Source organism: Streptococcus suis (genome assembly GCF_002964575.1).
Taxonomy (GTDB): domain Bacteria; phylum Bacillota; class Bacilli; order Lactobacillales; family Streptococcaceae; genus Streptococcus; species Streptococcus suis_R.
Map to the genome: position 1 here is coordinate 198,278 of NZ_POQQ01000040.1, position 24,470 is coordinate 222,747.

23 protein-coding genes and 1 pseudogene are annotated in these 24,470 nt (G+C 43.2%); 4 read left to right on the forward strand and 20 right to left on the reverse strand.

What is annotated here, in order from left to right:
• Positions 1–18: 18 nt before the first annotated feature.
• The 5 genes from cps4B to yaaA all read right to left on the reverse strand — a co-directional run bounded on the left by cps4B (position 19) and on the right by yaaA (position 4,483).
• Positions 19–750, reverse strand: coding sequence for a capsular polysaccharide biosynthesis protein Cps4B (gene cps4B, locus C1E58_RS04425; RefSeq protein WP_105209496.1), 732 nt, complete (start codon positions 748–750; stop codon positions 19–21).
• Positions 751–791: 41 nt separating this feature from the next.
• Complete coding sequence (locus tag C1E58_RS04430; protein ID WP_105209497.1) at positions 792–1,487, reverse strand: tyrosine-protein kinase; 696 nt, start codon at positions 1,485–1,487, stop codon at positions 792–794.
• A 9-nt stretch (positions 1,488–1,496) separates the two neighbouring features.
• Complete coding sequence (locus tag C1E58_RS04435) at positions 1,497–2,186, reverse strand: YveK family protein (protein ID WP_105209498.1); 690 nt, start codon at positions 2,184–2,186, stop codon at positions 1,497–1,499.
• 19 nt (positions 2,187–2,205) lie between these two features.
• A complete protein-coding gene (locus tag C1E58_RS04440) occupies positions 2,206–3,645 on the reverse strand; it encodes an LCP family protein (protein WP_105209499.1) in 1,440 nt (479 codons plus the stop codon).
• A 109-nt stretch (positions 3,646–3,754) separates the two neighbouring features.
• Complete coding sequence (yaaA, locus tag C1E58_RS04445) at positions 3,755–4,483, reverse strand: peroxide stress protein YaaA (RefSeq protein ID WP_105209500.1); 729 nt, start codon at positions 4,481–4,483, stop codon at positions 3,755–3,757.
• Between the two features lie 119 nt (positions 4,484–4,602).
• On the opposite strand from yaaA, the gene C1E58_RS04450 reads away from it, so the two are divergent.
• Positions 4,603–5,862, forward strand: a complete 1,260-nt coding sequence (locus C1E58_RS04450; RefSeq protein WP_105209501.1) for a PLP-dependent aminotransferase family protein — start codon at positions 4,603–4,605, stop codon at positions 5,860–5,862.
• 113 nt (positions 5,863–5,975) lie between these two features.
• On the opposite strand, the gene C1E58_RS04455 is transcribed toward C1E58_RS04450, so the two are convergent.
• Complete coding sequence (locus tag C1E58_RS04455; protein ID WP_105113427.1) at positions 5,976–6,830, reverse strand: DegV family protein; 855 nt, start codon at positions 6,828–6,830, stop codon at positions 5,976–5,978.
• 126 nt (positions 6,831–6,956) lie between these two features.
• Here C1E58_RS04455 and C1E58_RS12370 point away from each other — a divergent pair.
• A pseudogene (locus C1E58_RS12370) lies at positions 6,957–7,214 on the forward strand (TetR/AcrR family transcriptional regulator); the annotation flags it as partial.
• Between the two features lie 413 nt (positions 7,215–7,627).
• On the opposite strand, the gene proC reads toward C1E58_RS12370, so the two are convergent.
• The 4 genes from proC to C1E58_RS04480 all read right to left on the reverse strand — a co-directional run bounded on the left by proC (position 7,628) and on the right by C1E58_RS04480 (position 13,433).
• The gene (proC, locus tag C1E58_RS04465) at positions 7,628–8,413 is read right to left on the reverse strand and encodes a pyrroline-5-carboxylate reductase (RefSeq protein ID WP_105209502.1); all 786 of its coding nucleotides are present in this window, start codon (positions 8,411–8,413) and stop codon (positions 7,628–7,630) included.
• 9 nt (positions 8,414–8,422) lie between these two features.
• Positions 8,423–9,661 (reverse strand): glutamate-5-semialdehyde dehydrogenase, encoded by a 1,239-nt coding sequence (locus tag C1E58_RS04470; RefSeq protein WP_105209503.1) that lies wholly within the window; start codon positions 9,659–9,661, stop codon positions 8,423–8,425.
• 65 nt (positions 9,662–9,726) lie between these two features.
• The gene (gene proB, locus C1E58_RS04475; protein ID WP_105209504.1) at positions 9,727–10,803 is read right to left on the reverse strand and encodes a glutamate 5-kinase; all 1,077 of its coding nucleotides are present in this window, start codon (positions 10,801–10,803) and stop codon (positions 9,727–9,729) included.
• 161 nt (positions 10,804–10,964) lie between these two features.
• The gene (locus C1E58_RS04480; RefSeq protein ID WP_105209505.1) at positions 10,965–13,433 is read right to left on the reverse strand and encodes a bifunctional DnaQ family exonuclease/ATP-dependent helicase; all 2,469 of its coding nucleotides are present in this window, start codon (positions 13,431–13,433) and stop codon (positions 10,965–10,967) included.
• A 108-nt stretch (positions 13,434–13,541) separates the two neighbouring features.
• On the opposite strand from C1E58_RS04480, the gene C1E58_RS04485 reads away from it, so the two are divergent.
• The gene (locus C1E58_RS04485) at positions 13,542–14,177 is read left to right on the forward strand and encodes an MBL fold metallo-hydrolase (protein WP_105209506.1); all 636 of its coding nucleotides are present in this window, start codon (positions 13,542–13,544) and stop codon (positions 14,175–14,177) included.
• Between the two features lie 47 nt (positions 14,178–14,224).
• On the opposite strand, the gene C1E58_RS04490 is transcribed toward C1E58_RS04485, so the two are convergent.
• From C1E58_RS04490 to C1E58_RS04535, 10 genes are all read right to left on the reverse strand, one after another.
• On the reverse strand, positions 14,225–14,725 hold the full coding sequence (locus tag C1E58_RS04490; protein ID WP_105209507.1) for a GNAT family N-acetyltransferase: 501 nt from the start codon (positions 14,723–14,725) through the stop codon (positions 14,225–14,227).
• 68 nt (positions 14,726–14,793) lie between these two features.
• Positions 14,794–16,809, reverse strand: coding sequence for a M13 family metallopeptidase (locus C1E58_RS04495; RefSeq protein WP_153055821.1), 2,016 nt, complete (start codon positions 16,807–16,809; stop codon positions 14,794–14,796).
• A 59-nt stretch (positions 16,810–16,868) separates the two neighbouring features.
• Complete coding sequence (locus C1E58_RS04500) at positions 16,869–17,891, reverse strand: PhoH family protein (protein WP_105209509.1); 1,023 nt, start codon at positions 17,889–17,891, stop codon at positions 16,869–16,871.
• 114 nt (positions 17,892–18,005) lie between these two features.
• Complete coding sequence (locus C1E58_RS04505; protein ID WP_105114529.1) at positions 18,006–18,221, reverse strand: YozE family protein; 216 nt, start codon at positions 18,219–18,221, stop codon at positions 18,006–18,008.
• A gap of 5 nt (positions 18,222–18,226) precedes the next feature.
• Positions 18,227–18,682 carry a DUF1801 domain-containing protein gene (locus C1E58_RS04510; protein ID WP_105209510.1) on the reverse strand — a complete coding sequence of 152 codons (456 nt, stop codon included), beginning with the start codon at positions 18,680–18,682 and terminating at the stop codon, positions 18,227–18,229.
• A gap of 8 nt (positions 18,683–18,690) precedes the next feature.
• Positions 18,691–19,611, reverse strand: coding sequence for a 2-dehydropantoate 2-reductase (locus C1E58_RS04515; protein WP_105209511.1), 921 nt, complete (start codon positions 19,609–19,611; stop codon positions 18,691–18,693).
• A gap of 2 nt (positions 19,612–19,613) precedes the next feature.
• Positions 19,614–20,468 (reverse strand): RNA-binding virulence regulatory protein CvfB, encoded by an 855-nt coding sequence (gene cvfB / locus C1E58_RS04520; protein ID WP_105209512.1) that lies wholly within the window; start codon positions 20,466–20,468, stop codon positions 19,614–19,616.
• Positions 20,469–20,593: 125 nt separating this feature from the next.
• Positions 20,594–21,151, reverse strand: a complete 558-nt coding sequence (gene frr, locus C1E58_RS04525; RefSeq protein WP_029187063.1) for a ribosome recycling factor — start codon at positions 21,149–21,151, stop codon at positions 20,594–20,596.
• Positions 21,152–21,179: 28 nt separating this feature from the next.
• Entirely contained in the window at positions 21,180–21,914 is a 735-nt protein-coding gene (gene pyrH, locus C1E58_RS04530) for a UMP kinase (RefSeq protein ID WP_172029101.1), read from the reverse strand.
• A gap of 106 nt (positions 21,915–22,020) precedes the next feature.
• The gene (locus tag C1E58_RS04535; RefSeq protein WP_105116909.1) at positions 22,021–23,661 is read right to left on the reverse strand and encodes a putative polysaccharide biosynthesis protein; all 1,641 of its coding nucleotides are present in this window, start codon (positions 23,659–23,661) and stop codon (positions 22,021–22,023) included.
• A 201-nt stretch (positions 23,662–23,862) separates the two neighbouring features.
• Between C1E58_RS04535 and C1E58_RS04540 the strand changes: the two genes are divergently transcribed.
• The coding region (locus C1E58_RS04540; RefSeq protein WP_161951269.1) for a transposase at positions 23,863–24,470 on the forward strand (608 nt) is incomplete at its 3' end.

A 24,470-nucleotide genomic window follows, 5' to 3' on the forward strand; every position in this document is an offset into this window, starting at 1 on the left:
CAATCTAGTACAAACAGCCTACAAGACCTGATTTTTTAATAACATTAGCGGATTTTTCTTAAACAAGGCTTTTGCTTTATCTTGGCCATATTCTTCGGCAACCAGCTGATAAGCATCCTTCATAAATGGTGGACGTGTTGTAGTATTGTGCATATCACTTGCAACGCAGTGAACAAGGTCTCTTTCTAAGAAGTACTGAACACGTTTCTTAAACTCTTTAGACTTATCACCAATCATACCTGCTTTTAAAACATGGCTACTATTGACTTGCATGTAACATCCCTTGTCGATCAGTTCTTCTACACGCTCAGCCTTGTAGGCCAGAGCATCGTAGCGTTCAATATGGGCGAGTAAGGGTGTTACTCCTAATAACATCACCTCATGAACGGCCTCTTGAATGTCCTTCCAAGGAGTTTTCATGCTAAATTCTAGCAAGATATAGCGTGACCCATTCATCGTTGGTAGTTTTTTCTTTTCTAACTTTTCTAAAACATCACGGCTATAGTAGATTTCAGCCCCATAACACAGCCGAACCTCTGGGTAAGCTGCTTTTACAACCTCTTTCAGTTCAAGAAAATTGGCCATGATCACTTTTTCAGGTGTTTCAAACATGCCTTTGCGTCTATGGGAGGTTGCTACGATAAAGCGCGCTCCTTGACGGTGAGCATGACCAATCAAGGCCAAGCTCTCCTCTATACTCTTTGGACCATCATCCACACCAAAGATTACATGCGAATGAATATCAATCATCTCTCAAGTCCCTCTCTTATTGATGATATATCTTTACTACCTTAGGCTTTCTTCCCGTAATTACCATAATTTCCGTAATTACCATAATCACCATATTTTTCGGTTGTTACATCATATTTGTTCAAAATGACACCAAGGAATGATGTCCCGGTTTGTTCCAACTGTTCTTTTACCTTTTTGACAGCTGAACGCTTGATATTACCAGATTCCACAACAACCGCCATAGCATCACAGCGTTGGGCAATAATAGCCGCGTCAATAACCATTCCTAAAGGTGGACAGTCTACAATAACATAATCATAATAACGACGAAGGGTCGCAACCAAGTTCTCAAAATGCTTACTCTGCAAGAGGGCGGTCGGGTTTGGAGAAATTTTTCCAGACTCAATAACCGTCAAATTTTGGAAATCAGTATCACACAAGCCCTGTGATAAATCTGTCGTTCCAGCCAGATAGTCTGTCAAGCCTGTAATTTTTGTTGTTGGCTTGAAGAAACCAGACATTACGGAGTTGCGAATATCCGCATCAACTAGAACCGTTTTATAGCCTGAGCGAGCATAGGCAATTGCTAAGCTAGCAGCCGTCGTACTTTTTCCTTCATTGGATTGTACTGAAGTAATACCAACTACCTTGATGTCTGAACCGCTTAATTGGATATTGGTTCGAATGGCATTGAAATATTCTTCTGTTTTTTTAACAAGTTCTTTTTTCGTACGCGCAATTTCTAAAGTTGCCATATTGTTCTCCTATTTCAATTTCTTAGAATCTGGCACCACACCCAAAAGTGGCATGCCTAATACTTCTTCAATATCTTGAGGTCTCTTCACGCGATCATCTAAAACTTCTACTACAAGTACCAAAGCAATGGCAAGAAAGGCACCTGCTACCAGACCAATCGCAATGTTACGCTTGGTGCGAGGAACTGAAGGCTCTTCTGCTGGCACTGCTTCTTCTAAGGTTGTAACATCACTAACCTTTGTAACATCAATAATCTTTTGCGCTGCGACAGCTCTCAAACTATTAGCAATGCGGGATGCCTGATTAGGATCCGCATCTCGAACAGTGATTGACACAATACGAGTATCAACTGGGATAGAGACAGTTACCTTTTCCTTCAAATTTTCCGAAAGATTCAAATCAGATGACACGAGTGCTAAAACATCTTGTGAAAGAATAATTTCTTTATAGTCTTTTACCAGGTAGGTACCTGCTTGGAGGTCTTGGTTGGTTAATCCAACACCAGCCTCCACATTTTTGCTAACTACATAGATACGTGTTGTGGAATCATATTGAGGAGTAACCAAAAATGCACTATAGACGAAGGCAGCTCCTGCCCCAATCATTGCGGTTAGGAAGATGAGGATTTTCTTTCTCCAAATTGTTTTTAACAAAAACAGCACATCAATTTCAATTGCATTTACTTCTTGATTATTCATAACTTCTCCTATTGTTTTTTTATTGCCCATCCAAAACAGTTTGAATAGCTGATTTTACTTGGTTCAAACTATCTTGGTTAATTTCCATCATATAGAGTTGGGAACCTGGCATAGCATAAGATGGTAAATCCATACGTCCTGAACCAGTCAAGGCTTGAGACTCAACTGTAAACTGTGTCCCAGATTCCAATTGTCTATTGACCAAATCCATAACTGTTTCTAAGCTGAGGTCTGTCTGAATAGAACCTTCCAAACCTTTTAGAATAGCCTGATAGTTACCTAAATTCTCTGGCGAACTAAGTTTCTTGATCAAAGCAGCGATAACCTTCTCCTGGTTCTTACCGCGATCGTTATCTCCATTGGCTAAAGAATAGCGTTCACGAACAAAAATTAAGGCGCGCTCGGCATCCAAATGAACCGTTCCTAGAGGAAAGTGATGTCCACCACTTGTAAATTCTTGTTCATTTTGGACATCTACCCCACCAACCAAGTCTATCAGTTGGAGGAAGGAGGTGAAGTTAAGGCGGATATAGTTGCTAATATCAATGCCATAGAGATTTTCTAAGGTGTGGACAGAAGCATTTACCCCGTAAATTCCCGCATGGGTCAATTTATCATACTGGTTTTGACCACCATCCGCAATAGCAACATAGGAATCCCTTGGTGTCGTTGTTAATAATATCTTATGGGTCGCACGATTGATGGTCATGATAATATTGACATCCGAACGAGATACCGATGAGATGGAGCCATAGGTGTCAATACCGCTTATATAGATGTTAAAGCTATCTCCGCTAGCCTGTTCTACAGCCTTTTCCACTGGCTTAGTCATTTTAAAACTATAGATTTTCTTCACCTTGGAAGAAAATTCCGGATCTTCACTCTCCAAAATATTGGTGAAAACTCCGTTTAATACCATGGCTTGGCTTTCACCATTTATCATAGATTGATAAGCCGTCAGATAGGAACTTGTTGGACTGGTTGTCAGCTGAACTGACTTGCTAGTAGATACATCATTTAGGAGACTGGCAATATTTTCTTGATCATACTCTGATGGAGCCAGTAAACTAGATACCTGACTAACATCTGTAATATCGCTGTTAGCTGGCACCAGAATGCTCATTTCATATTCTGAAAACGAGGCACTGGAATTCAATTTGCTAGAAAAATCAACAATCTCACGTAAACCATAAGTACCTGCAGCCGTAACAATAGCAGATACGATTAAAAAAACGGTCGTGAAAACATGGAGTTTTTTTCGCCAAATTAGCCAGGCTGTCACCAAAGCCAAACCGATTAAGACACTTGCTACAATATGGTTCAGATATCGAAAGTTCAACATATTGTATTTATAGATAGTTAATAAAAGGATAATGAGGACACTGACATACAAAGCCCATAAGGCCCAGTTAATCCAATTAAAATTGAATGTTTCCCTCTTCCTGCTTCTATTCTTCATAATAGTCCTTCCTTATGCTTATAACCCTTCTATTATATCATATAAAAGCTTTATTCATATAGCAGAATCTGCTCTTGAAATCGCTATTATTCAATTTTCTTAAAAAACATTAGCCATTTCTTAAGAAAACCAGTAAATTTTTCTTGGATTCGATAGGATAAAACTGAAAACCATCGACATCAAATCTTTTTATATCTTCAATATCTTGAATGGCATGTTTAGCCAGCCATGAAAGCATCCGGCCACGGCCTTTTTTGGAGATGGTTGAATGGACTTTTAGCTGACCATTTTTCTCTTCCTTGAAAATAACCTTGACCAATTTTTCCTGAACTTTTGGTGAAAAGACTTGTTCAAACTCTGACGAAGCAAGTGAGAGCAGGACATCCTCATCAGCCACCTCTGCATCATAATGGGAACGCCAGTATTGTTTTAAAGATTGTTTACCAATCTTTAAATTTCCCTGAAAGTCAAGACGATGGGGTGAAATTAGTTCAAATGGAGAAATGAGACCATATAAGGCTGTTGCCACCCGTACATGCTTCTTGTGATAGGTCTCCTCTTCTGCTGTCAGGTCCCTTCTAGTCATGTAACGATACATAAGGCCATCATATAGTTGCCAGGCCGGGTAAGACTTGGCTTGACCTTGCCTAATCCTCTGCCATCGATCCAGTTCTAACTGGGCCTTGTCCTCGGATAATTTATATAAACTAGCCAGCTCTTCAAGGCTATATTGACCAATAGCCTCTAGGACCGATATGCTGGTATCAGACAGGGTTTGAAAGGCCTGATTATCCAGATTGGTATTTAGTTCTTTGGCGTTAGGAATAATGATTTTCATTCCCTCATTATACCATATAACTACTTGACTTCTCAAAGTAAACAATCTGGCTCGTCCTTGTTTTTCCAAAAAAATTACCTTATACTAGTCTTAATTATTTCTGTAGGGGGACAGTTACAATGGATAAGTACCAACGAATTATTCAGGATATCTTAGAGGGGATTGAAAACAACCAGTTTAAACGTGGGGAAAAACTGCCCTCTATTCGACAGCTCAGTCAGAACTACCAGTGCAGTAAGGACACTGTTCAGAAGGCCATGTTGGAACTAAAATACCAAAACAAGATTTACGCAGTAGAAAAGAGTGGCTACTATATATTGGAAGACAAAGATTCTAAAAACCAAATGGTTGAACTTGACCCTGCGGATTTTCAGGAGCTGCCTTATGAGGATTTTCGAGTGTGCCTACATGAAAGTCTGATTGGGCGGGAGAACTATCTGTTTAACTACTACCATCAGCAAGAAGGGCTGGCAGAGTTAATCTCCTCTGTCCAACAACTCTTGATGAACTATCATGTCTACACAAAAAAAGACCAACTGGTTATTACAGCTGGTAGTCAACAGGCCCTCTATATCTTGACCCAGATGGATTTCGGACCTGAGAAAACTGAAATATTGTTAGAAAATCCAACTTATTCCAGGATGGTTGACTTGATGCAACACCAAGCTATCCCCTATCAGACAATTGAACGAGATTTTGATGGCATTGATCTGGTCAAGCTAGAAAAAATCTTTCAAACTGGAAAAATTAAATTCTTCTACACCATTCCCCGTCTGCACAATCCTCTGGGAAGCACCTACGATACAGCAAGTAAGACTGCTATTCTGAAGCTAGCTAAGAAATACGGGGTCTACATTATCGAAGATGATTATCTGGCAGATTTTGATTCTAGCAGAAGCCTGCCCCTCCACTATCTAGACACCGATAATCTGGTCATCTATATCAAATCCTTTACCCCTACACTCTTTCCAGCCCTTCGGATTGGTGCCATCAGTCTGCCCCAGCAGTTGAAGCCTGCTTTTATTAAACATAAGAGTTTGATTGACTACGATACCAACCTCATCATGCAGAAGGCTCTTTCCCTCTATATCGACAATGGAATGTTTGCCCGCAATACCCAAAATCTCCATCAGGTTCATCATGCCCAGTGGTTAGATATACAGACCAACATGGACGAAACTTCACTAAATATTCCCTATCGCATTTCCAAAGGAAGCGTGACCTTCCAGCTGAAAAAAGGGCAGGTCAGTCCATTTATAGAGAAACAACTTGAAGGAGTCGCCTTCTTTTCTGGAGAGGACCATGATTTTCTACAAATCCAGTACACTAGCGATTTTAAGACAAGACTGGAAACATTCTTAAAGAAAATGACAATGTGAGGACAACATTTGAAATAGATCCCCTACTAGCTATACTGTATTGCGAAACAAAGGTCCTCAAACCTGTAGCTTGAGGACCTTTCTTGTATCTAAGTCATTTTCAAAATGAACTCTTATTTTGAATTTATTTCATAGCCCATCAAAAGACCGCCTTCTTCTGCATAAAAAGAGCAAAGGCCTGATGTCGGTACCTCTTCGATGATTGCACTAGCAAATTCAGCCTTGACCAAGTCTGAAAACTGTTGGAAGAATTTAGCATTGTTACGGTGGGCCATGACAATACGACCGCCCTTATAGCCAGCCTTCTTCATCTCATCAAAGGCAGCTGTGACAGATTTCTTATGACCACGCGCTTTCTGGAGCAATTCTAGCTTCCCTTCGCTACTTGCTTCCCCAACCATACGGATATTGAGAAGGCCAACGACTGTTCCAAGCAATTTGCTGAGACGACCATTTTTCACCAAATTATCAACCTTGGCAAGGACAAAGAGCAATTTACTATTTTCTTGGTAGGCGGTGATGGCTTGTACAAGCTCATCAAACTCCAATCCAGTAGCAATCAGACGGTTGATTTCGTCAACAATGAGATCCATTTCTCCACCAGCTGAAAGGCTATCAATGAGATGGATATTGACTTCAGGATGTTCCTCGACAAACATATCACGCGCCACACGAGCAGCATTGAAACTACCTGACAAACCACCTGTCAAGGTTATAACAACAACATTTTCCGCTCCCTCAAATGCTGTCTGATAGGCCTGTGGACTTGGACAGGCAGAACTAGCAGCTTCAGAAGAGGCGTACATCACCTCCATCATCTTATCAATGTCCAAGTCAGCCTGGTCAACAAAGGTGTCTGCACCAATCTGAATGGTCAAGGGCACACTGACAAATTCTGTATCAGGGGCAAGGTTATTTAACTGACGATAATCACAGCCTGAATCTGCAACGATTTTCCATTTTTTCATGTTCTACTCATTTCTAGTATTACTTTTTTATTTGACAATAGCAGACTATTTCCTTACAATTATATCATTAAACTAGTCCTTCTGAAAGCATTTTCTTTCAGATGTAACAGTCAGGAAAGGAAAGCTATGGCAGAACGTAAGATTTCACCAACTTCTTTAAAAAATCTCTATCAATCCAATAAAGAAACCAATCAACTGACCAAAGAATCCATCGAAATAGCTCTGCTATTTCTCCTAGAAAAAAAGGACATCAAACAGATTTCGGTATCCGAGTTGGTCAGAAAGGCTGGTGTGTCACGCAATGCCTTCTACCGCAATTACAAGTCCAAAGAAGAGATTTTGGAAACCTACTACGAGCGGACTTCTAGCAACCTTAAGAAGAAATGGCAAGACTTGCAGGACAAGGTTCAAAAGGATGGCGTCAAGCAGAGTTTTGCAGAGTTTGTCCAGGAGCAAAAACGCAAGGCAGAGCAAAGCAAAACCTTTTCCAATGTCAGTCAATGGATCAAAGACAAGACCAAACGAGATTAATGTCTCGTTTTTTTCTTACTCTCAAGCGCAAAAAAACTTGACCAATTAGCCAAGTTTTTTAAGGAGATGTTGAAAATATTTAGGATTGACTATAGTATATCGTAACCGCCAACCGTTTCCATCGGTCTTATCGTCATTTAGTTTTTCTTTTATTACGTCGTTAACTCGCTTTGCCGTACTTCAGTACAGCCTACAGCTCGTTGCCTAGTACTAAAAGACTATAAGACTGAAAAATACGTTGCAACCAAAAATTTTCTATATCAAATCTATTTTTTACCTAATTTCCTCGTCTTTTTGAGGGCGGCGGCGACTGCCTTGATAATGGCGTAACGGAAGCCTTCTTTTTCAAGAGCTACCACGCCTGCGATGGTCGAGCCTCCTGGCGAGGTCACTTCCTGTCGGAGCTGGGCCGGATGCCTGTCACTGTCCAAGACCATTTGAGCAGTTCCAGCTAGGGTTTGGGCCGCCAATAGCTTAGCATCCTGAGCCGTCAACCCGTTTTGCACACCGGCATCGGTCAAAGCCTCAATCATCTGATAGACGAAGGCTGGTCCGCAGCCTGCGATAGCCGTTGCTGCGTCGATCAGACTCTCTGGCACTTGCTGGACCTTGCCTGATTTTTCTAGGATTTGTTCCAATAGCGGAGCGAGATTTTGATTGACCAAGCTATAGGTTGTCATGCCTTGGCCGATAGCGACAGGTGTATTGGGCATGATCCGAATGAGGTTGTCTGCCGACACAAATTCTGCCAGGCTGTCAAGGGTCACACCCGCTGCCATAGAAATCCAGATAGCTGAGGAATTCTGGCTAATCTGGTCCTGTAAGCCTGACAAGACTGACTGAATCAGGTGAGGCTTGACCCCAAGGAAAATCACCTCGGCCTGCTCTGCTATTTCCCCATTAGAAAAAAGCAGACCGCCCAACTGGTCTTGTAGGGCCTGAGCTTTTGCTGGGTTGTGGTTGCTGAGGAGGAGCTGAGCATCTACCTGCTGGCTGACCGCTTGGGCCAGGGCCGCTCCCATGTTGCCCAGTCCGATAAATCCAATCTTCATCTTGACCTCCTAACGAATATGGCCGTCGCCTGTGATGATGTACTTGTAGGTGGTCATCTCACGCAGGCCCATTGGACCACGGGCGTGCATCTTCTGAGTGGAAATGCCCAACTCGCAGCCCAGACCAAACTCTCCACCGTCAGTAAAACGAGTCGAGGCATTGACATAGACTGCTGCTGAATCGACATGGAGTGTGAAACGATCTGCCGTCTGGCTGTTTTCCGTCACAATGGCCTCGCTATGTCCAGTCGAGTGTTGAGCGATGTGACTGATAGCTTCTTCCACACTTGAAACGACTTTAACTGCCATGATGTAGTCCAGAAATTCTGTATCAAAATCTTGGTCGCCTGCTGGTGTAGATTGGTTGAAAAGAGCCTGAGCCTTCTGGTCAGTCCGCAATTCTACCTGACCAGAAAGAGCTTCCTCAAGACGAGGTAGGAATTGGCTGGCAATTTCTTCATGGACCAACAAGACTTCCGCCGCATTGCAGACAGATGGACGACTGGTCTTGGCATTGACCACAATCTGAAGAGCCTTATCCAAATCCGCATCCTTGTCCACATAGACATGGCAGATACCTGTGCCTGTTTCAATAACAGGAACTGTTGCATTTTCCACAACAGCTTGAATCAGCCCTGCGCCACCACGAGGCACCAAGAGGTCAATCTTGCCTTTGGCAGTCATCAATTCCGTCGCAGAGGTACGGCTGGTATCTTGGACTAGCTCGATGACCTTTGGAGAAAGACCAGCCTGCTCCAAACCAGCTTTGAGGGCTGTGACAATAGCTTGAGCTGAATGAAAGGCTTCCTTGCCTCCACGCAAGATGACTGCATTACCACTCTTGATGGCCAAGGCAGCGGCATCTGAAGTCACATTTGGACGACTTTCGTAAATCATGCCCACCAAGCCAAAAGGAATAGATTTCTTGCGAATCTGTAAGCCGTCAGCCCGAGTGGATTCTTCCAAGACGAGTCCGACAGGATCTGGCAAGCCAATCAATGCCCGAATGCCATCCGCCATGGCTTCAATCCGCTCAGCTGTCAGAAGCAAACGGTCCTGCATGACCTGGCTAATCTTACCTTGGGCATTTTCCATATCAATGGCATTGCCTGCTAAAATTGCCTCAGTCTGAGCAACCAACTGGTCTGCCATAGCTGCCAAGGCCTGGTTTTTCTGTTCGGTTGTTGCAAGGTTGATAGAAGCCTTGTGGGCCAATAAACTATCTAATAATGCTTGTGTTGTTGTCATAAATTTCTCCTATATAGTCTCTCAGTTTGCTCGTTCGTTACAATAATAAAAGAAAAACTGAATGACTATAAGCTCACCCAATCGTTGCGGTGAATGAGCACACCCTCTGCTCTGCCATGTGCCAACTGGTCCTGCAAATCTTTGGAGGAAAGTTTAACCCGCCCTTTACCAATCAAACGGTGGTCTGCCTGGCTATAAACTTCCACAACCTGCCCCACTTCAAAGTCGCCTTCGAGGGCTTTGACACCCGCAGCTAACAAACTGCGGCCTTGATGCAACATGGCATCTACAGCTCCTGCATCCACTTCAACGGCTGCGTCTGTCCGAGCGTAGAAAGCCATCCACTGCTTGCGTTGGTTCATGGCATGGTCATCTGCTAAAAAGAGGGTGCCGCGGTTGGCTTGGGTAACTGCCTGTAAAAGAGCAGTGTCCTCTTTTGAAGAGCAGATAAAGACTGGCACGCCTGACTTGGTCGCAATCTGTGCCGCTTGCAATTTGGTGGTCATGCCTCCAGTCCCGTTGGACGAACCAGCTCCTGCTGCCATGGCAAACAAATCTTCCGTAATTTCCTTGATTTCAGGCAAATGCTGGGCAGTCGGATCGCTGTTGGGATTGGCCGTATAAAGTCCATCCACATCCGTCAAAAGCACCAAAAGGTCTGCTTTCAAGAGCGAAGCCACCTGGGCAGATAAAGTGTCGTTATCCCCTACCTTAATCTCCTCAATGGCAATAGTATCATTTTCATTGATAATGGGAATAGCCCGTTGCTTGAGCAAGACCTGCAAGGCCTGAGAGGCATTCTGATAACGTCTGGCATCCGCAAAATCATCCTGGGTCAGCAAAATCTGAGCCGACACAATGCCATCTTTCATCAGATTTTGCGTGTATTCCTCAATCAACAAGCCTTGACCCACTGCTGCCGAAGCCTGCTTCTCCGCAATCTTGGTCGGTCGCTTATCAAATCCCAACCTCCGAAAACCAGCAGCAATGGACCCCGAGGTCACCAGCACAATCTGGTAGCCCTTCTGATGCAACTGAGCTAGCTGATTGGTAATCCGAGCAATCTTAATTCGATCCAAACTCCCATTTTCTTGGGTCAGGGAGCTGGTGCCCACCTTAAATACGATTGTTTTTTCTGTCATAATCTCTTCTCACAAAAACTAATATTTGGAAAATTATACCATATTTTAGGTATAAAGAAAATCAATGTTATTCAGCAGAGAATGAGGGAAAATTCCTAGTAATCAGTGACACTACAAGTATACTCGAAACAAAAAAGGAGAGCTTGCCGCCTCCCTTTAATCTATTCAAAAAATTCCTGTGCGATTGCTACCATATCCCTTTCGCTAGGCTGTAACACTTGATAATCTTTCTCAAAGAAGGAGAGGACTTGCTGTCCATAGCGTTTGGTATGGATGCGAGAATCTAATACCAAAACTAGAGAATCTTGGTTGTCGTGCCGATTGGTTCGACCAATGGCTTGACGCAACTTAATCATCATCATAGGCAGGCTGTAATCGTAAAATGGATTCTTCCCTTCCTTACGTAGATGGTGATTGATTTTCTGGACAAAACGGTCCTTGGGATTGTCGAATGGCAGTCTTGTAATGACCTGAATCAACTGGTCCTGGCTGGCAAAGTCAACTCCCTCCCAGAATACTCCTGTTCCTAGTAACATTTGGCTTTCCCCGCGTTCAAATTTGCGTTTGAGAGTCATTTCCTGGCCATGCTTATGTTGGGCTAGGTGAGGAACATCATTTTCTTCTAGTATATCCGATACCTGCAAGAGCAGAGAAATCGAGGTAAACAAGACCAAAATCGGTCTGCCCAGCTCTGCTATTTTCCCTAAAGAATGAGCTAAATAGGCTGCATGTTCTTCTTTTGAACAAGAGAGAATGTCAGGGAGATTGGTCGGAAAAAGTAGTTGCTGGTTGGTCACTGCTTGTGTAGGGAGCAAGTCCATGGTGACCCGCTCAAAGCCCAGCAAATCAGCAAGACTGACCTTCTTGCTGATTGTCAAGGTAGCGCTGATACAGAAAATCTTGGTGTCTGGTAGGTAGTTGGCCACATTCAAGAGGCTGTCTTTAGAGCCCCGCAAATAAGCAATCCGCTTGTCCTCAAAATACTTTTCCTCCAGCCAAAAACTGTCATAATAGTCTAGGAGTTGGTCCAGGTCCTGCAGGTCAATGTCCTGTAATTCAGCCAAATTCTGCTTGAGCTGACCTAGGTCTTCTTTTGCTATTTCCCTTTGACCATACTGGCGAAAACGATTCAAGAGGTGGTTGAGCTCAAATTGACAGGACTCATAGAGACGTTGGTCTAGAACCCTATCCGCCCTATCTTTTTTACTCTGCAATATTTGTAATAGAGCTGTAAGTTCCTGAGAATCTGTCGCCAGATTTTCGGCAGCCAAGAGGAATTTCTGAGCCTCATCAATGACCACCAAACGATTGTCCATCAGGGGATCTTGGTCCTTGAGATGACTGAGGAAATAGGCATGATTGGTAATGAGCACCCTGCTGGATAGGGCTTGCTGATGCAAACCTTGCCAAAAATCCCAACCCCAGAAAAGACTGGTAGGCTCCAAGTTTCCATCATGGGCAATCTCATCAAAGTAGGCTTGGTAGCGTTGTTTCTGCTTGAGCTCGTCCAAATCACCTGTTATCGTTTCTGTCAGCCAGACAAGGACCTGCATCTTAAATTGATTGACCAAGCGATTGTCATCTTGTCGCTGCAAGGTTTTCCAAAAACTATCCAATTTGATAAAATGCTTGGGCGACTTGAGAGAAGCCATGGAAATATGGAAAATCTCTCTCAGCTTACTCCCCTCTTTTTCCATAATCTGCTCTTGAAGGAGCTTGGTCGGCACCGTCACCAAGAGGGGCTGGTCCGACTTGGCAAGCAAGGGCAGCAGGTAGCCGTAGGTCTTGCCCAAGCCGGCCTGAGCCTGAATAAAGTGTACTTGTTCTCCATCAGCCAATCGTTTTTCAACCACTTGAGCAAAGGCCGTTTGTTTTTTGCGTTCGTGTAGACCCATGAGGGCAATATTGGTCGCAAAATCTTCTGACAGATGATAGGCTGGCTGGGCTTTGACTGGCTTTCTCAAAACCAAGCCGTGAACACTTTCTAAACTGGTCGAAATCGCTTCGGACAGGTAAGGCACCAGTTCATCAATGACCAGACGGGATTCAAAGAGCAGATTATCCGCTAAATCAAGAATTTTTTCAACAACAGTTCGAGGCAAACTCTTGATTTTCTCTTGAATTTTGATAAGAAGTCGAGCCGTTGCCAGAGCATCTGAAATAGCCGTGTGTGCCTGGTCCAGACCCAAGTCCAAATGCTCTGCTAGATTGCCCAGACTGTATTTATCAAATGTCGGGAAAAATAATTGTGCCAATTCCACCGTATCCACGCGCGGTGTCAGCAGTTCATAACCTTCAAAGAAAAGAGCTTCTGCCAAGAGATTGGCATCAAATTTGACATTATGGGCTACAAAAATAGCATCTCCAATCATGTCGTAAATGGTACTTGCTACCTGACCAAAATCCGGAGCCTGTTCCAACTGCTGGTCTGTGATGCCCGTCAGATTTTTAATATGGTCATCAAGTAGCTCGTAGGGATTGATGTCCGTCGCATAGCTGTCAATGATTTCTCCGTTTTCAACCAGAACAACCCCGATTTGAATGATTTTTGCATCGGCTCCTGTACCAGTTGCTTCCAAATCCACAACGGCATACCGATTGCTTGTTCTTGTATCTTTCATACTGTTCATTATAGCACATTCGCTCTCACTGAAAAAGCCTCAAACAAAATCCATGAATTCACTGGATTTTTTTGTTAGACTACTAATATAAAAACTGTTTCTGTGAGGAGAAATACCATGTTTATCCACAAATCTGTCAACCCTGTTGCCTTTCAAAATACCTACTACATTGAAAACGATAGCCACCTGCTTGTCGTTGACCCAGGAAGTGACTGGACCAAAATCCAAGCTATGATTGAAAAAATTGGCAAACCCATTTCAGCGATTCTCTTGACCCACACCCATTACGACCATATTATGAGTTTGGACATCCTGCGTGAAAGCTACAATTTCCCGCCTGTCTATGTGGCTGAAAGCGAGGCCAGCTGGCTCTACACGCCAGAGATGAATCTATCAGGTCTACCTCGTCACGATGATATGGACAATGTGGTCTGCCGACCTGCAGAAAATACCTTCCAATACCAAGAAGACTACCAGTTTGACGGTTTTCATTTCAAGGTTGTTCCAACACCTGGTCACTCTATTGGTGGGGTATCCTTTATCTTCCCAGAAGCTGAAGCGGTCATTACAGGTGATGCTCTTTTCCGTGAAACGATTGGGCGTACAGACCTGCCAACCAGCAACTTTGACGACTTGATTGCGGGTATCAGGGAACACATTTTTACCCTACCAAACCACTACACTGTCCATCCCGGTCACGGTCAAAATACCAGCGTTGGACATGAGAAAAATGTCAATCCATTTTTTAGATGACAAGAAAACCTGCCTAGTTCATAAAATCTAGACAGGTTTTTTATCTATCATCCAAAAGCGTACTCGGCTATGACAATCGTTTTACCAACCAACTCTTTGACCTCGCCAGTTGGACAAAATCCAACTTTGGACCAAAAATGACTAGACTGGGTATTGCTTTCTACATAGCCAAGACGCACCTTCTTGAAGCGAGTTGCTAACTGGGGCAGAAGCTCTGCTATAATCTTTGAACCAAGACCTTGTCCAGAAAAATGAGCATCTACCATAAACAGTCCGATATAGCAAGTATCTTCTGTCGGATAGCCGTCAATTAGGTCTAAGATGGCAACTAATCGCTCTTTGTCCCAAAATCCTAGAAAATACTTATCTGATAGCTCCTTACCTGGTGGACAATCGACCAGGTCATTGGCCAAACTTTCCAGACTAGGCAGGGGTGGAAAATGCTCAAAATAGAGGGGGTTAGTCTGGTAGAGGGCTAAAACCTGCTCTAAGTCGGCTTCAGTTAGCTTTCGAACTTGAAAGCGGGTGGATAAATTGGAAATTATCATAAAATCATCCTGCATTCTCAACATTCATCTTGGAATAGGTAAGTCCATCATAGATTGTTACCTTTCCTTTACCAAATAACCATTCTCTCTTCGGGTGCCCTATACATGGGGTCTCCCTTTTGAATAGTGTAGACTTCATAAAAATCATCCATCTGCTGCAACTGAATATTGACCCGAAACTCCTCTGGAGAATGTGTATCTACCTGAAGTTGATAACGGCCATAATTAACCGCAACCATTTCTCGACGGCTACGGGCATAATTCTCAAAAAATTCTTTTAGGTTAGCTGACGGTTCTTCTTTTTTGAGCGTAGCCAAAGCAATCTGTATTCCTCCCAAATCCGCAAGATTTTCAGACAAGGTTAGGTGACCATCTACTCTACCACCATAGACTTCCAGACCATCAAACAAGTCTACTAGGGCTTTATTTTTTTCTTCAAATGCTAGTCTATCTTGCTCTGTCCACCAGTCTTTTAGACTACCAGTCTCATCAAAATTTGCTCCTGTAGCATCAAAAGCATGAACAAACTCATGAGCAATAATTTTGCCAATCCCGCCATAATTCTCGGCCACAGATTGATTTTTGTCATAATAAGGAGCTTGTAAAATAGCCGCCGGAATATAAATCGCATTCTGACTAGGAGCATAGGCGGCTGTTACTTCACTTGCCGATACATTGCTAGCCCAAGTTTGTCTATCTATTGGCTGACTATAACGCTCGAAAAGTCCTGTTCTAGCTTGAATCGTAATTGCCAAAATATTTTCAATATAAGACAAGTCTTCACGAACCTTTAATGACTTGGTCCAGTCGCTCAACTCCCTTGGATAGCCAATATGATAAGTGATATTTACTAATTTTTTTATTGCAGCTTGCTTGGTGGTTTGACTAAGCCAATCATTGGCTAGAATCCTTTCCTGATAAGTCCTAGAGATTGCCTTAGCCATCTCCTGAATGGCAACTAAGTCCGTTTCATCGGCATAGTTACGACCATAATAAACACCCAAACTTTCCTTGAAGATTCCAGTCACATCCAGATAAGTCATGTAATCATTTGGATAGGAGGCTGAAAGTCCTTGGACTTCTGCTTGAAATCTCCCTGCTGTCTGCATGATTTCCCCAGTCAAATAGGGGGCTAACTTCATTGCTTGACTAACTAAAGCCCATGACCGATATTCTGAGAAATTTTCTTCCTTGACAAATTGGGATAATTGTTCAAAATAGCTTGGATTAGAAACATAAACTTCCTCCGGTTCCAAGCCCACCAGTCCTACTAATTGTTCTCTAATTGATAAAGTTGGAGAGTAGTTTTTGACCTCTGAGAATGTTCTAAGTTCTTCTGCATTCACAGGTCCCCAATCACTATGCACACTCTCACTAGATGGTAGAGTGTCAACGAGTCGATTGTCAAAAGTAATGGCTCCTTCAACCAAAGCAATGGCCTCCTGGTCTGAGTAGCCACATTTTTCCAAAATATGTCTTGCAGATATACGGTAAGAATCCATGAGTTTCTCACGAACAGCCCTGTCTTCATAGTAGGACTTATCTGGTAGAATCGTCTGAGGTGGTAGTAAGATCAGCATTCTTTCAGATGTATTTCGTGGATTGGCAATCACATCAAGACCATAGGGCAATGGATAGTCCTTACGAATCCAATCTTGACTAAGCGATTTCAGCTCGGAAAACGAAGCAATTCCCATCATTTCATCCAGTATCATTCTAGCTACTCTGACACCATCTTCTTCCCTTTTGGTAAAATCAAGACCCTGCTGATACAGCTTGATAAATTCTACTAAATCCTCAGACTGAGGCTCTAGCTGACCAGCTACCATTTTGTCAAAATCCGATTTTAATTGCTCATCTACTTCCATTTGCAATCTTGTAAACTCATTGTAGAAAGGTGTGCTACTTGATAACCAGCCACCATTTAACCAATCCCTATTTATAGCTTGATAAAAATTAGTTTGGATAGTCGGTTCTGCTTTTTCAACTTGTGTTTGGTCATCTCCTATTTTCTGACCACCACAGGCAGCTAATAGACAGACTAAACCAAGTAAAACCAATCTCAGTAGACCTTGTTTTATCACGCGTCCTCCCTCACTTGTTTTCCACAAACTATTTCGACAGGCAAAGAAGCAGAAAATAATTACTCCTCCGCATCTTGCTCTTTCTTCAGCTCCCCAATCGTCTCAAAACTTGCTCGGCTATCAGCTGCCAGAGCCTCCTGCTCGTAGGCATTGATAATCTGGGCAACGACTGGATGGCGGACCACATCCTTGGCTGAAAAATGCACGAAATCAATCTGTGGAATGTTGCTCAACTTATCCGTCGCATCAATCAAACCTGACTTGACCTTGCGCGGCAGGTCAATCTGGCTAATGTCCCCATTGACAATCATCTTGGAATTAAAGCCCAGACGGGTCAGGAACATTTTCATCTGCATAATGGTAGTATTTTGCGCCTCGTCCAAGATGACAAAGGCATCTTCCAAGGTCCGACCCCGCATATAGGCCAGGGGTGCAATTTCGATGATTTCCCGCTCCATTAGGCGCGTGGTCTGCTCCTTGCCCAAAATCTGGTAGAGGGCATCATAGACAGGACGCAAATAGGGGTCTACTTTTTCTTTTAGGTCCCCTGGCAAAAAGCCTAAACTTTCGCCTGCTTCGACCGCAGGACGGGTCAGAACAATGCGCTTGACCTGTCCCCGCTTGAGGGCTGTTACCGCAAGAGTAACCGCTAAAAAGGTCTTACCTGTACCAGCAGGACCGATTCCAAACACGATGTCATGACGCTTTACGCTGTCCACGTAGAGTTTTTGACCAAGAGTCTTTACGCGAATAGGTTTGCCGTAATTATCCTTGATAATCTCTTCTTCATAGAGGGCAACGAATTTTTCAATCTCATCATTTTTGACCATAGAAATAGCCGTGACCACATCTGGCGTATTGATGACCAGGCCCCGATTGACCAAGACCAAGAGAGATTGAATAACCAGCCGAGCTTGTTCTACTTGTACTCCCTGACCGATGACTTGCACAACTTCCGTCCGTGCATGGATGACCACGCCCAGTTCTTGCTCCATCAGCCGTAAGTGACGCTCGTTGGATCCAAAAAGGCTAAACAAATCATCTGGATGTTTTAAATGAATATCAATCGAATGTTCTTGCAAGAAACTTCTCCTTTGGTGCTTTTCTATTATTATACCAAAAATACAGGCAAACTGGCTTTTAAAGGGAAGAAAAGCAGTGAACAATCTGTCCACTGCTCTCCCATAAACAATCGATCAATGTCCCAAATATTCTTCCCAAATGGCATCAAAATCCGACATGGAGAAGGCAAAGCTAGCTGATTCTTCCAAGAAACGACTGACCTCATCAAAGTCATCTGATTGTTTTGGAAAATCAACCTCCTCAAAAGCATAGTCAGCTAAAATGGCAACAGGCTCATTGCTTTTCGGATTTCGCTGAGTCATCAACCAAGAATAAAAACTTCTTCTCACTACATCTACTTTCTATGATTTTTTTCGTAGAGCTCTATATAGCGCTCCATAGACATTTTTGTCACCAATTCACCAATCAATTCATAGGGAATATTTTTAGGATTTTTCATACGGACACAGGACTTTCCCATGTCCAGCTTGGTTGGAACTTGTTCCTGATACTTCTTTACAAACCAGTCATTCAGTCCCTTGTCCATATAGATTCCCATATGATAGAGGGCAATATGGGTCTTTTGTGACGCCAAGGCTAGGAAAGGCAAAGGCTCTCCAGGTGTGCAATGATAGCCATTGGGATAGGCCGTCAGAGGAACATAATAGTTGATCATACCACCCAACACACCCACGGCAAAGCCAGCTGGCAAATGATCCACTATGACTTGGTGCAGACGTTCAACCGCCTCTCTGCGATTGTCTGGCAAGGCAGCCATGTATTCTTCTATCGTTTCCACTTCAATTAGCATGGCAACCCCTATCTCAATCCAAGCATAGCTTCCTTAGCATGCACCATTTCCGTCATCATCTGGCAATAAGGCGTTGGAATACCTGCACGTTTGCCCTTGAATACAACAGCTCCATTTAAATAATCGATTTCTGTCTTACGACCATTTTGGACCAAATCCTGATGCATAGAAGGATAGTGATTAGATGCCTTTTTAGAAGCCTCTATAACATACTTCCAAATAGCCTCTTCATCAATCCCCTCGGTTTCTGACTTGGCTACGGCTATAAATTCCTTGAAAATTCCCTGCACCAAATTCAGACCAGCCTCTGTACCAAAGAGCTCTCCAATAGTACAATTCAGCACTGTACAAGTCGGATTCATGGTTCCATTGACACAGGCCTTTTGCCAAATGGCTTTGATAACATGATCATCGTAGGTCGCATTCAGACCAGCCTCATTGAACATAGCAATCATGTCAGCCACTGATTGACCATCGCCAACTATATTCTGAACAGAGATGGAACCTGGTCCTTCCAAATGTGCATGACCTGGCCCCTTAAGCCCAGCCAGCCAAATAGTCACACCGACCATGATACTTTCATCTGGCACATAACGGCGCATGGTAGTCGCATGACCCAGCCCATTCAACAGGCTAAGAACCTTGGTCTTCTTACCAATAATCCCCTTAATATCCTGCAACATCTTGGGCAACTGGTCCGCCTTGGTCAGAAGAATAATCAAATCAGCCACTTCCGTCGCCTCGGTCGGCTTCATAATCGGTAAGTGGACCACATCATCAAAATCACCCGTCACCTTTAAGCCATTTTCACGAATGGCCTCAATGTGAGCATCCCAATTATCCAGCAAAATCACTTCATGAGCCGTTTTAGACAACTGATAGCCAAACCGACAGCCCATGGCACCACTTCCAGCAATATAGACTCTCATGATTAGATTAACTCCGTTCCAAATTCATCTTGCTTGATCTTACCAGCCTTCATCAAACCACCCAGGGCTTTTTTGAATTGCCCCTTGGAAATACCAAAGGTGGTCTTGATATCTTCCGGAGCAGACTTGTCGTTCAAGGTCATAAAGCCCCCACTGCTCTCCAGATAAGTCAAAATCATCTGAGCATCATTTTCCAACATCTCAAATGAACGTGGTTTAAGAGACAAATTCAAGGTCCGATCGACAGCTCGATAGCCAATGACACGCGCCTCCAAGACCTGCCCCAAACGTGGCTCCGTAAAGCGTTCGCTCGGATGAATAAACCCAAGCATATTGTTGTCTGGCAGGTAAACAAACGTCCCATTCATTTTCAAACGATAGACAATAGCTCGCAAGTTTTGGTTCTGCATATTGTCATAGGCAGGACCAGCCAGCTTCTGAAAATCTTCCTGAAAGGCTGGCAGGGCCCAGATACGATCTTTCTTATCCACATCCAACTTAACATACAGCTGATCATCTTTTTTGGGCCAGAGTTCCTTGATTTCAGGCAAAATGTCTAAGGAAACCACCACCTGCTTATCAGGAAGACCAGTGTCCACAAAGACACCCAAGTCCTTGCGCACTTCGGTTACAGTACCCCAACCAAAGCTGGTCCGCGTTGCTTCAACTTCCTTGGTGGTCAAGCGCAGTTTTTGTTTCATATCTGTATAGGCAAAACCCTTAACAGACTGCCCCAGTTTAAACTCTCCCTCAGCTTTTGAAAGGGCAAAGGTCAGCCCCTCTTTTTGAACAAAGTAAAACTGGTCATTTTGGTCGGTCACAAGACCAACCATATAGTGTGCTAATAAATCATTCATGATTTTCTTCTTTCTGATTAAAAAAGGGAGAAGTCTTGTCTAACTCCCCCATTAGATTTCTTATTTGGTCATCACTTCCGTTAGACATGTTCGTGATGATTTTTGATGGAATGAAAGGAAAGAGATTAAACTTCCAACAATTCTTTTTCCTTATCGGCAGTCATCTTATCGATTGTCTTGATGGCATCGTCAGTGACTTTTTGAATATCTTTTTCAAGTGTCTTCAATTCATCTTCAGTGATTTCCTTGGCTTTCTCAGCTTTTTTAGCCTCATCCATAGCATCACGACGGATATTACGGATAGCAACTTTAGAGTTTTCACCCACTTTTTTCACATCTTTTGCCAAGTTCTTACGCGTTTCTTCTGTCAATGCAGGAATAACCAAGCGGATAACTGTACCATCAGACTGTGGTGTCAAACCAAGGTCAGAAGCATTCAAGGCACGCTCAATATCTTTCAAGATAGACTTGTCAAATGGTGTAATCAAGAGCACACGCGCTTCTGGAACAGTAATACCAGCCAACTGGTTCAAGGGAGTTGGCGCACCGTAGTATTCTACTGAAATACGGTCCAACAAGCTAGCGTTGGCACGACCAGCACGAATGTGGCTAAACTCACGAGCCAAACTCTGATGAGATTGGTTCATACGCTCTTGGGCTTTAGCAATAATTTCTTTAGACATAAGACTTCCTTCTTTAATTTTTTATGTTTTATTTTTCTTCTGTAGAGTTAGAAACCGTTGTACCGATTTGCTCACCAAAGACAACACGCTTGATATTTCCTGGCTCATTCATATTGAAGACTACCAAGTCAATATCGTTGTCCATTGAAAGCGTAGATGCTGTTGCATCCATGATTTTCAAACCACGGCTGATGACTTCACGGTGGGTCAATTCATTGAATTTAACCGCATTGGCATCTTTCTTCGGATCGGCATTGTAGACACCGTCTACACCATTTTTAGCCATCAAAATGGCATCGGCTTCAATTTCTGCTGCACGCAGGGCTGCAGTTGTATCCGTTGAGAAGTAAGGTGAACCAATACCTGCACCAAAGATGACAATGCGACCTTTTTCAAGGTGACGTAGGGCACGACCACGAATATAAGGCTCTGCCACAGACTGCATGGCAATCGCTGTCTGAACACGCGTATCTACACCAAGCTGTTTAAGGGAATCAGCCATTACAAGAGCGTTCATGACCGTACCAAGCATACCTGTATAGTCTGCCTGCACACGATCCATACCAGCTTCAGCAGCCGGCTCTCCACGCCAGAGGTTACCACCACCAATAACAAGGGCAATTTGAACACCCGATTCTGCCACTTCTTGAATTTCCTTAGCCATTGCTTGAACAGTTTGGATGTCAATACCGACACCGCGCTCACCAGCCAAGGCCTCACCAGATAGTTTGATTAGAATACGTTGGTATTTAGGTTTCATCATCTCTCTCCTCTTTTTTATCCCTACTATTCTACCACAAAATCAAAATTTTTTATAGAAAAATCTCTAGGAAAAAAGGAAAATCCATTCCAGATTTTCCTACTTTCTATTAAGTCAATTTTAGTTTACGACGAAGCAAGTCTGCCCGACTGCCAATCAAGCGATCCAACTGTCTTGTTTTCAAGGTCAGAAAGACAAAGACCAATACTCCCATCCCTCCTGCAAGGACTAAGTGAACAAAGCTCGATAGGTAGCTACTAGCTGGTAGCATGTAATTCAGTAACAATTCCAGGAGCCAGACAAGCCCGCCCATGACCAAGGAAATCCAACTGATTGTCACAATATCTTTCACAATCAAACCTTCGTCCACACCTAAAACTGCGTCAATACGCTTATAAAATAAATAGAGCATGACCGATAGACTGATAAGGGTTGAAAGGAAGGGACCGTAAACTTGGAACAAATAAATCATTGGCAACTGTAAGACCACTTTTATCAACATCCCAATTGCAAAATAGATAACTGCCCGACGATTTTCAAAAATTGCTTGAATGACTACACTGATAACCGAATACAAGCCCAGTGGTAAAATCATAACCAAGTTCCAAATAAAGAGCTGAATTTCAATGTCCTGCGATTGACCATAGAAGACTGAATAGAGCGGTCTAGCCAACAAGACCGTTCCAACAATAGCTGGGATAGTAAAAATAAAGAGCAACTGTAAGTTATCCGCCACCAAATTGGAAGCCGCCTTCAAATCTTTTTTGACAAATTTTTCAGTAATTAGAGGAATAGCCACACTGCCCAGACTGATAGAAATCCCGATAATCATCATGGTAATCTTGTTGGGATTGGCAGACATGAAGGAATAGAGTTCCAAGAGCTCCGAGTTGGTCAGGCTGGTAATCTTCTCCATGACATTGATAAAAGTAACTTGGTCAATAAATTGCAAGAGCTGGATGGTCAAACTCAAGATAATAATCGGAATAGCATCCTTGACCGTTTCTTTGATAAGCTGACTAGTATTAACAGATACTTTTTGCTTCTTGGCATGGAGTAATTTGCCCAGATAGCCCTGTTTCCAGAGAGTATAGACCAGAATGCCTACACTTGCTAGCATGCCCACAAAGGCCGCAAAAGTGGACTGCACCACGGCATCCAAATAGTTCCCATTGCCCAGCTTCATGATAATAAAAGTAGCTGCTAAAATCCAAATAACACGAACCAACTGCTCAGCCAACTGACTGATAGCGTAGGGTTTCATATCGTGGCGACCTTGGAAAAAACCGCGGAGAATACTCATGGCTGGAAAAATGAACAAAGGAGGAACCAGACTATACATGACTGGAATCAGTTTCTCTTTGGAACCTGACGCTTCTGCTAGCCAAGGAGAACTGATAAACATGGCTCCTGCAAAGACGGCTCCGAAAACCAACATGAGCTTGAAAAATTCCCTAACCAGATAGAGCGAAACCTCTTCTTTCCCCAATACATTGTACTTGGCAACCTGTTTGGCAATGGCGGTCGGCAAACCTGCTGTAGAAATCAAGAGGAAATTGGCATAAATTTGATAACCCATACTAAAGAGGGCATTAGCCTCCGCTCGATGTTCTCCAAGCCAGATATACCAAGGTATCACATAGGCAACTCCCAGCAGACGACTGAGAAAATTCCCAGCAGTTAGCCAGGCCATGCCTCGTACCATGGTCTCTTGCTCACGAGATTGACCCGTTTTTATTTGTTCAGACATGATAAAACTTCTTTCTTTTATGATAACTCCTCTATTATAAACTTTTATCAAACCAATGTAAAATACGAGCAAGCAAAAGAGGCTGGGCAAAAACTAGCTTCTCACATATAAAAAAACGAGCATTTCCAATTAGGAGTTGCTCGTTTTCCATTTCATGCTTTATAATTATAATAACGACAAAACAACTAGAAAGGCATGAAAATGTATAAACAGTATAACACAAATCAGTTAAGTTTGGAATTAAATCTTGCTTGGGATTTACCTGCTACTCACGAGGCTCGTCTGATTAGTCAGTTTGTGGATACCATTCCTTTATCCGTTCTATTAGAAGAAACTTCCCATACTGGTCGTCCAGCCTTTCATCCAGCCATGTTGCTCAAAATGACCCTGTTCGCCTATGCTCGCCAGGTATTCTCTGGTCGAAAAATCGTTCAAATGAATGAAGAAGTCATTCCTATGAAATGGCTGAGTCAGGATACCTATGTCTGTTATCGGACCATAAACAGTTTTCGGGCTAGCACACATGCCAATCAGCTCATCAAAACTGCCTTCATCTACTTCACTCTCCTCCTCAGAGAGAATGGATTGATTGAAGATGAGGCCCTCTTCATTGACGGGACCAAGGTAGAAGCTGATGCCAACAAGTATTCTTTCACGTGGAAAAAGGCCGTTGAACGCTATGAAGATGCCTTGAATGGAAACATTTCTGCCCTTTATGACAAGCTAGTTCAAGAAGGGGTGAATACTGCCTTGTCCAAGGAAGAATGCCTCACTAGCGAGGGACTCAAACAACTCCTACATGAGACAGA

Coding starts and splice junctions, on each gene's coding strand:
- frr (WP_029187063.1), bottom strand. CDS start 21,151: ATGTCTAAAGAAATTATTGCTAAAGCCCAAGAGCGTATGAACCAATCT.
- proB (WP_105209504.1), bottom strand. CDS start 10,803: ATGACAGAAAAAACAATCGTATTTAAGGTGGGCACCAGCTCCCTGACC.
- C1E58_RS04480 (WP_105209505.1), bottom strand. CDS start 13,433: ATGAACAGTATGAAAGATACAAGAACAAGCAATCGGTATGCCGTTGTG.
- cvfB (WP_105209512.1), bottom strand. CDS start 20,468: ATGAATGATTTATTAGCACACTATATGGTTGGTCTTGTGACCGACCAA.
- C1E58_RS04515 (WP_105209511.1), bottom strand. CDS start 19,611: ATGAGAGTCTATATTGCTGGAAGTGGTGCCATGGGCTGTCGGTTTGGC.
- C1E58_RS04430 (WP_105209497.1), bottom strand. CDS start 1,487: ATGGCAACTTTAGAAATTGCGCGTACGAAAAAAGAACTTGTTAAAAAA.
- C1E58_RS04470 (WP_105209503.1), bottom strand. CDS start 9,661: ATGACAACAACACAAGCATTATTAGATAGTTTATTGGCCCACAAGGCT.
- proC (WP_105209502.1), bottom strand. CDS start 8,413: ATGAAGATTGGATTTATCGGACTGGGCAACATGGGAGCGGCCCTGGCC.
- C1E58_RS04450 (WP_105209501.1), top strand. CDS start 4,603: ATGGATAAGTACCAACGAATTATTCAGGATATCTTAGAGGGGATTGAA.
- C1E58_RS04485 (WP_105209506.1), top strand. CDS start 13,542: ATGTTTATCCACAAATCTGTCAACCCTGTTGCCTTTCAAAATACCTAC.
- C1E58_RS04435 (WP_105209498.1), bottom strand. CDS start 2,186: ATGAATAATCAAGAAGTAAATGCAATTGAAATTGATGTGCTGTTTTTG.
- C1E58_RS04440 (WP_105209499.1), bottom strand. CDS start 3,645: ATGAAGAATAGAAGCAGGAAGAGGGAAACATTCAATTTTAATTGGATT.
- C1E58_RS04535 (WP_105116909.1), bottom strand. CDS start 23,661: ATGTCTGAACAAATAAAAACGGGTCAATCTCGTGAGCAAGAGACCATG.
- pyrH (WP_172029101.1), bottom strand. CDS start 21,914: ATGATGAAACCTAAATACCAACGTATTCTAATCAAACTATCTGGTGAG.
- C1E58_RS04490 (WP_105209507.1), bottom strand. CDS start 14,725: ATGATAATTTCCAATTTATCCACCCGCTTTCAAGTTCGAAAGCTAACT.
- C1E58_RS04510 (WP_105209510.1), bottom strand. CDS start 18,682: ATGCTAATTGAAGTGGAAACGATAGAAGAATACATGGCTGCCTTGCCA.
- C1E58_RS04455 (WP_105113427.1), bottom strand. CDS start 6,830: ATGAAAAAATGGAAAATCGTTGCAGATTCAGGCTGTGATTATCGTCAG.
- cps4B (WP_105209496.1), bottom strand. CDS start 750: ATGATTGATATTCATTCGCATGTAATCTTTGGTGTGGATGATGGTCCA.
- yaaA (WP_105209500.1), bottom strand. CDS start 4,483: ATGAAAATCATTATTCCTAACGCCAAAGAACTAAATACCAATCTGGAT.